Annotated in this window: 4 protein-coding genes; 1 reads left to right on the top strand and 3 read right to left on the bottom strand. The window is 52.4% G+C overall.

Annotated elements, in window-relative coordinates:
• Positions 1–93: 93 nt before the first annotated feature.
• The gene (locus tag Q0628_RS01185; protein ID WP_298767749.1) at positions 94–2,991 is read right to left on the bottom strand and encodes a DUF349 domain-containing protein; all 2,898 of its coding nucleotides are present in this window, start codon (positions 2,989–2,991) and stop codon (positions 94–96) included.
• Between the two features lie 129 nt (positions 2,992–3,120).
• On the opposite strand from Q0628_RS01185, the gene priA reads away from it, so the two are divergent.
• The gene (gene priA / locus Q0628_RS01190) at positions 3,121–5,169 is read left to right on the top strand and encodes a primosomal protein N' (RefSeq protein WP_298767751.1); all 2,049 of its coding nucleotides are present in this window, start codon (positions 3,121–3,123) and stop codon (positions 5,167–5,169) included.
• Between the two features lie 17 nt (positions 5,170–5,186).
• Here priA and Q0628_RS01195 read toward each other — a convergent pair whose 3' ends face one another.
• Together Q0628_RS01195 and Q0628_RS01200 are read right to left on the bottom strand one after the other, a co-directional pair.
• Positions 5,187–5,912, bottom strand: coding sequence for a M15 family metallopeptidase (locus Q0628_RS01195; protein ID WP_298767753.1), 726 nt, complete (start codon positions 5,910–5,912; stop codon positions 5,187–5,189).
• A 113-nt stretch (positions 5,913–6,025) separates the two neighbouring features.
• The coding region (locus Q0628_RS01200; protein WP_298767755.1) for a hypothetical protein at positions 6,026–8,107 on the bottom strand (2,082 nt) is incomplete at its 5' end.

Consider the following 8,107-nt stretch of genomic DNA (forward strand, 5'->3'; position numbering starts at 1 on the left):
GTTCCAAAGATAAAAATTTCCTGTATCCAACGAAAAAAGAAAAGGATGGCGCATCCGTCATCCTTTTCAAAAAACATACTCCGGAACCTAAAATTAGTTCGCCGGAGCTTCCGCAGGAGCGTTTCCTGCTTCAGGCTTGTCATCCTTGCGTCCAAAGGCAAACACCTTGTCACAGGCGCTATTGAAGCGATGCCAGGTCTTTTCGGAATGTTCGCGAGGAACAGCACCGACTTCCTTCCACAGGCGACGCAGATGCTTCACCTTGTTCATCGAGGCACCCACGGTCTGTTCGTTCAAGTCGTTCAGCAAGTCTTCGGCCTGTTCACAAAGCAGAAGCTTCTTCTGCAGGTTGTTCTGGCGGGCCTGTTCCTGAATATCCAGCTGATCGCGGCGACGGTTGAAGAAATCATCGCAGGCTTCACGGAAATTCTTGTACAGTTCCATATCAGCGAGTCCGCAGAAACCAATTTCGCGCCATTCCTTCTGAATTTCACGAACGGCATCGGCCAACTGATTGGATCCGGCACTTTCAGCAAACTGACGAACTTTCTCGATCATCTCGATTTTCTTGGCCTTGATTGCATCCAGGGCTTCGGCCAAGGTAGCATCAGCCTTAGAAAGGCGTTCGAGAATTTTGTTGTAAACGGAATTGTAACGATTGCTAATCGTCTCGATGGCATCTTTCGGGACCATGCCAATGGACTTCCATTCTGTTTCCAGGGCCTTGAGATCTTCCAAAGAACCCTGGGCAGACTGTTCCATGGTTTCCAGTTTTTCGCAAAGGGCATTCTTTGCATCCAGATTTGCCTGCTTCGTGGCATCCATCTCTTCAAAATGAGCACGCTTCTTTTCAAAGAAGGAGTCACAGGCCGTGCGGAAACGCGTCCAAATTTCATCGGACTTGCTCTTGGGCACGGGACCCACGGATTTCCAGGATTCCTGAAGCTGCTTTAGTTTATTCGAAGTAGCATTCCAGTCATTGGATTCCTTGAGTGCTTCGGCTTCCACGCAAAGAGCAACCTTCTTTTCGTAGTTCGCTTCGCGGGATTCATCTTCCTGCTTCAGATTTTCCTTGTGCTGAGCATAGAAAGCATTTGTTGCGGTCTTAAAGCGTTCAGTAAGGGCTGCCACATTTTCCTTGGGCACCATGCCAATTGACTTCCAGGATTCCTGAATTTCCTGCATGGCCTTGTATTTGTCCTTCCAGAACATTTCAGCATTCTTGACCAAATCCTCAATCTTCTGGCACAAGGCTTCCTTATCCGCCAAGTTCTTTTGGCGTTCCACATTAATCTCTTCGATAAAGGCGGCGCAGTTGTTCTTGATTTTTTCGTAATTGCTCTGGAAATGGTCACGGTATTCCTGCAACTTGGCCGCAGAGATTGGTCCAATTTCTTTCCAGCGGTTCGTGATATCCTTGAGCTTCATCAACACAGCTTGACTCGGTTCTTCCTTCGTCAAGGCATCCATCTCTAGCAACAGGTCGTCACGATCCTTTTCATTGTGCCAGTTTTCCCACTGCTGCATTTCCTGGAAACGAGCCGTCGCAGCCTTGTATTCCTGCCACAGGTCGTGGTACTTGAACTTGTTTTCACCAACAATTTCCTTCCACTGTTGGTAACATTCACGGACCTTCTTGTTTAGTTCGCGGAAGTCCTCATTTTCGTCAAAGGACTTGACCTTTTCGATAATGGCCTTCAACTTTTCGGAATTTTCCTCAAAACGTTTCTGGGCATCCTCGTTGTAGGCACTAATCTTGACCGAAAGCGTGTTGCGCAAGGCATTGTAAGTTCGCAACATAGGATCTTCACCGGCAAGCGGCGGGAACTTTTCCCATTCATGCACAATGGCATGCAGGTGCTTACTAGTCGCATCATTCACATCGGCATCGGCCAGAGCCTGAAGTCGTTCCAGCAGTTCAGGACGGACGGACTCGTCGGTCGACTCGGAAGCATCAGATGCCACTTCGACAACCTTGTTCGCATCCTGCACCTTGAAATAGGCGTTATTGAAACGCTTCACGAGCGGAGCGTCCATCAAGGCCTTGTCCTCGGACCACTCGGCGAGGATTGCCTCGATGCGTTCTGAATTTTCGGAAATCTTGTTCTCGGCGACAAGGGCTTCCAGCTCTTCGAGGCTAGCAACTAGCTTGGCCACCTTTTCGCGCTTTTCGGCTTCGGCCTTTTCTGCAGCAAGCTTTTCTGCATTGGCCTCGTCACAGAACTTCTTGAAGCTCGCATAAATGTCATCGATTGTCGCCTGTTTTTCACCCATACCCAACTTATTGGCTTCGGCCATCAGTTCGTCGAACTGGGGCAAGACCGCGAGAGGATCCTTCTGAGCAGCAAAGAAGTGAGCCTGCTGTACCAAGGCGTCGCGCTTGCTTTCAAGAAGCTCGGCGGCACGTTTGCCTCCGTCTTCGGCATCCTTACGGGCACGGATTCTTTCATTCACGGCCTTGCGCACTTCGGGCTGTCTGGAATTCTTGGCGATATCCTGGAGGAGCGTATCGGAGGTCACCTTGCGTGCGGCGGCCATGGCAATCTTTTCGCTCAGATCGCGAACTGCCGCATAAGCGAGCACCGACTGCTTGCTGCTGATTTCCACCAGTTTCTCTCGAACAGCTTCGGCTGTTCCCACGGACTTGAAAAGTTCTTCGGCATAATGAGTATCCCTAAGATCAGTCAAGTAGTCGAGGTCTGCCGCAGAAGGGTTCGACACGCTTTTCAGCTTCTTGACGACCTCTTCCATATAGCGGGTCTTAGCAGTGCGCTTCACATCGTCGTCACCGTCTTCTTTAGAAATTTTCAACAAAGACGGAATGAGATTCAGCTTTTTCAGGGCCGCAATTTTGACCTGAGCATCTGAATCGGAACTAGCAACACGTTCCAAAATGTCCTGATTGTCCGCACCCAATTCAGCGACTGCTTCCAGGCGCTTCTGTGGATTGGAATTCTGCCACTTCGGTTTAAAGGCGTCAAGTAAACTCATAGAGGTCTCCAAAAATATGACCGATCCCGCAGGGGGATCTGCTTACCATAATCTAACTAAAAAAAGTTTTTTGAAATAAAAAAACTAGAATTTTAGGCACTTTTTGCGGTATTAACTATCTTTTAGCCCGTGACAAGGCGAATCCCCAAGCTTTCCGCCCCCGAAGGCACCCTCCAGAAGCTCAAGTCCACCACCCTGATGGACTTTTGCGAAGTTTATATTCCCTTGGCTCCGGACTCCTATACCTACGGGGTCCCTACCGGCGTCACCCTTTGCCGCGGAGACATCGTCTGGGTCCAATTCGCCACCCGCAAGAAGCCAACCTTGGCCGTTGTCGCCAAGGTTCACCAGGACCGTCCCCCATTCGATGTGCGTCCTGCATTTCCGCACCAGTCCGGCTACCGTTTTAGCGAACGCTACATGGAAATGCTCGAATGGACGGCGCGGTATTACATTAGCACCCCCATGAAGTCGTTGTTTGTATTCTGGCCTAGCGACTTCGAGAAGTATCTGGCCGTACTCGCCTTTGAAAAGGGGGATGCCGCCCCCCCGCGTGAGCCCCAGAACTTAGACGAAAGGAATTTCCCGGCGCTCACTTCAGAACAAACTAACGCAATCAACATTCTTCGCGAAGAACTTGACAAGGACGGATTCCGAGGCGTATTGCTCCACGGAGTCACGGGCTCGGGCAAAACCCGCGTCTACCAGGAACTCGCCCGTGAAGCTTTAAAGCGCCACAAGAAAGTTTTAATCCTCGTTCCCGAAATCGGGCTTACTCCACAAACGCGCAAGCGCTTTGAGGATTTTCTGCAGGTCCCAATCGTCGTCCTGCATTCCGCGCTTTCGGCCCCCCAAAAGCGCGAAGGTTATGTTTCGATCTTAAGGGGCGATGCGCAAGTGGTTCTCGGCACGCGTAGCGCAATTCTTGCTCCATTTGACTTCGATTTGGTAATCCTCGACGAAGAACACGACACCTCCTTCAAGCAGCAGGATCCGGCACCGCGTTACCATACCCGCGAGATGGCCTTTCACCTAGCGTACAAGCACGGAGCTCTCGTGGTGCTCGGCAGTGCCACGCCTAGCCTCGAAACATTCTATAACGCGCAGTCGAAAAATTTAAAGACGGTTACGCTCAAGGAACGCGCCACGCAGGCGCCGCTCCCGAAGGTGCAAATCGTCGACATGGGCAAGATGCGCCAGCAAAAGGGCATTCTCCTGTCACCCACGCTGCGCGAGGCATTAACTGATTGTATCGAACATGGGGACCAGGCGATCATCCTCATGAACCGTCGCGGCTTTTCGAAGATGCGCGTATGTACCGAATGCGGCGAGACTCTCTACTGCAAGCATTGCCATATTCCGCTCGTTTACCACAAGCAGTACCGTTCGCTCATGTGTCACTACTGCGCCGCCCTTTACCCGGTGAACACACCCTGTAGCGCCTGTGGCGCCGAAACCTACGAGTTTGTGGGCGGCGCAATCGAGATGCTCGAAGAAGAGATCTCCGAATGGATTCCAAAAGCGAAAATCATCCGCATGGACCGCGACACCACGCAAAACGTTGGCGCTAGCGAAAAAATTCTCGACGCTTTCCGCAACCGCGAATACAATGTTCTAATCGGAACACAGATGGTATCAAAGGGCCACGACTTTCCGGGAGTGCAATTAGTCGGGGTCGTTGGCGCCGATAGCGGGCTTGGCATTCCCGACTTTCGCTCCACCGAAAGACTTTTTCAACTCCTCAGCCAAACTGCAGGACGCGCGGGTCGTGCAGGGGGAGAGGGACTCGTGCTGATTCAGACTCTCAAGCCCTCGGAACCCGTGATGCAGTTCGCCGTAAACCACGACTTCAACGGATTTGCAAACAAGGAATTGGAAGACCGGCGCGCCGCCTTCTACCCGCCCTTCTGCAAGCTCGTAGAAATCAGCTGCGGAAGCCGCGACGAAGATCTCCTGCGGCACACCGTCGAGCGTCTGGAAACCCTCTTACGCGCCGACAAGAATCTCATGGTGCTCGGCCCTGTGGACGCCTTCGTGCCTGTCGTGCAAAATGTCCACTGGGCAAAACTCTACATCAAGACACAAGATCTCGCCCCCGTTCGCAAAATTCTATACCCCTTAATTAATGCACCCAAGCCCTGGGTGCAGGGCGTTGACATCAAAGTGGAAATCGAATAGAAGCGACAGGTGCTACACTACAGCGGAAACTTGGGATAGTTCTCGCGCACGTACTTGCTCGGATATGCGTTAAAGTGCCACCACTCGCTACCGAGCGGAACCCAGCCAGCCCCCTTCATGATTTTGCGAAGCTTGTTGCGGTTATCAACTTGCTGTTGCGTGAGTCGTCCGCTTTTCAGGGCGTCCGCCTCGCCCACCGCACCGGCACAGCGTTCAAACGAATCAAAGTCCGTGCCCATATCGAGCAGAGCACCGGTGCTGTCGGTAATTCCCAAGTCCAGCGCAAGTCCAAAATTATGCATGCCTCCCTTGCCCGGCGACGATACATAGGCCGAATAAGGTGTTCCACGCACCGTCCTTCGCAACGCCTCCTGCGCATACAGCGGGCGCGAAGCATCAAAAATCACGAGTTCGCTGCCGGGCATCTCCCGTTCCATGACCTTGATCGCCTTGCGGAGCTTAACGGCGGCATCCTTATGCACAAAGGCGCGTTGCTCGCCGCAGTACAGGTCGTGCCCCGTCACGTTTTCAAAGGTCGCATAACGTAAGTCCATGCGCACGCCCTTTAGGCGCGTAATTTCCACCATATTGGAATCCGTCGTCGCAAAATCAATCCACTTTTTCACGGAAGAACAGAAGCGCAGAGGCTTTTCGGGCTTAGGCGGAACAAACAGGGAATCCGTCTCATGAGCAAAGCAAAACGAACCCCAAAAGAACAACAAAGTTACTAGAAATTTTTTCATCCTTAATTCTTTCTAGATCCTTCGGCTCCGCTCAGGATGACACTCTTCGCATTTTACTCAAAGCCCAAAGGGAGCAACGCGACCGAGCTCTCACCTCAAAGCGAAGCGACCTATTAAATTCCCAGTTGCACTTCGACACCGAACTGCACGTAGAGTCCCATGCCCTTCGCCATGAACGGAACCAAATCGTAACCATCGGCAGAGTTCTCGTTGTCATCGCGGGTCACCCATGAACGTTCGCGGCCATTTTCGCTACCCAGGAACTCGAGCGCATCTACATCGAGATTCGCGAAGACATTATCCACTTCGATATAGAAACGGGCACTCCTGAAGAAATACTTCTTGCCGACCAGATCCAGGTTCACGCGCACATCCGTGCGGAACATGTCCGTAAAATCATGATAGTCCTTGAGGCGGCGCGTCCCGTTCGAGCGGTCACTCGGATCCGAAGGAACAATCTCATAATAGTACAACGGACGATGCAAGGCGGCATGATGCGTGAGAATGACCGACACAATGGAATCCTTGCGCGGATAGTAACGGAAGTGCGAAAGAATGTCGAGTCTCGAGTTCGCTTCCCACGGGAGCGATTTCCCGCCATCAAGCTCGTACTCACCGTAGACGGAACTTACATTGGTCGCCATAGAGAAATGGTGCGAAGTCTTGAGTTCGACCGTACCTGACGCACCTGCTACCCAGGCGAAGTCTATCGGAGTTACGTCGTCATACTGGGCATAAGCCTTGGGCAGAGGCAGCAGAGGATCAGGATAGTAGCGCCCGAAGCCGGATCCCTGTGCCACGAAATACTTGGAAGTATAGCCTAGACCCAACTTACCGGATACTCCGGATTCCAAGCGACCAGTCAAGTCGCCATCGTCGTAATACGGTTTCCAGTCGCTACGGTAAGCCGTATTGGCAAACAGGCGCCAGTAAGCAGTGTCAATCCTTGAAAGGTTCTGTTCGAAATCGAGCGATGCCGTAGGCGCAGCCTCATGTTCACCGGCATCGGCCACAGCACCCAAAGAAAGAATTTTCTGAGAATAATCGCTCTGCCAGTTGAGGCGGCCAGCTCCCGAAAGCACTCCCGTCTGGAAATCGTCCGAAATGCTACCACCGAAATCGGGGTACTCGCGTTCGACGATATGGTGTTCATAAAGGACCGCTCCGCTAAGCTTGGAGCCTAGGATATTTCCCTTGAACTTCTTGTCAAGACCGCCACTGAGCGTAGTGTGCGTCTGTTCGTAGCCATCGATAAATGTCGCCGATTCCTTCGCATTCGCCGTGCTACGGAAACCGGTCGTATCGCGCAGGGTATCCCCAAGTACTTCACGAACAAATCCTGCATGGGCGGAAGTCCCGAAGCGGCTTTCATATTCGGCACCCAGCACCAAGTACTCCTGCTTGCCCTCGATAATGTCGATGGAATTCACCTGATCGTAGGCCGTCGAGGTATCCTGATGAATGCTGTATTCATCGGAACTGTACAGGGTACGGATGGCCCAGGTATTGCCACTGCTGTCGGAACCATTGAACTGGGCATACACGTCAAAAGCGGAAAGATCAAAGGGATCCGAAGACTTGACCTTGCAGTCTTCGACGCAGTCGCCATCGCGCTTACGGAACTCGGTAAAGAATTTTTCTCCCAGGTTCTTGAGCATTTCATCGTCAAGCCTGCGGAAGGCAAAACGGAAGCTATCCCAGAACATCCACGGAGCATCGACCACGACTTCCTGCAGAGTAATGCCGGCCGTTCCACGGAGACCCCAGTCGCCCTTGGTCTGTTCCGGCAAATACTGCACCGACGTTGCAAGGCCCTGTCCCAAAGGACCCGCGCCATAATGGTCATGAATTTCGATTGCACTCAGGATATGCGGGTTAATCACCGAAAGGTTGCCCGGGAACCCGACATCCAAGTGGCGCATGTTCGGCACGCGGAGCCTGCCCAAGTGGTAAGCCACGTCGCTTGCACGGGAGCCCTCGTAGTAAAGAGCGCTGCTAAAGTCTTTCTGGCCCGAAATTCCCGGCATCTGGCTCAGGTGTTCCGTCACGTCAAAGCGCATGCCGGCTGCATCTTCGAGCTTGTCGAGATTCACCTTGCGTTCAAAACTCCACTGTACCTTGTCGGCACCGCCACCGATCACAGTGCTTGTTCCCAGGTTGCGCACGTCGGCAGTCGTCTGCATGGTAATCACCAT

The sequence above is a fragment of the uncultured Fibrobacter sp. genome (assembly GCF_937877005.1).
Lineage (GTDB): Bacteria > Fibrobacterota > Fibrobacteria > Fibrobacterales > Fibrobacteraceae > Fibrobacter.

Coding starts and splice junctions, on each gene's coding strand:
- Q0628_RS01185 (WP_298767749.1), bottom strand. CDS start 2,991: ATGAGTTTACTTGACGCCTTTAAACCGAAGTGGCAGAATTCCAATCCA.
- Q0628_RS01195 (WP_298767753.1), bottom strand. CDS start 5,912: ATGAAAAAATTTCTAGTAACTTTGTTGTTCTTTTGGGGTTCGTTTTGC.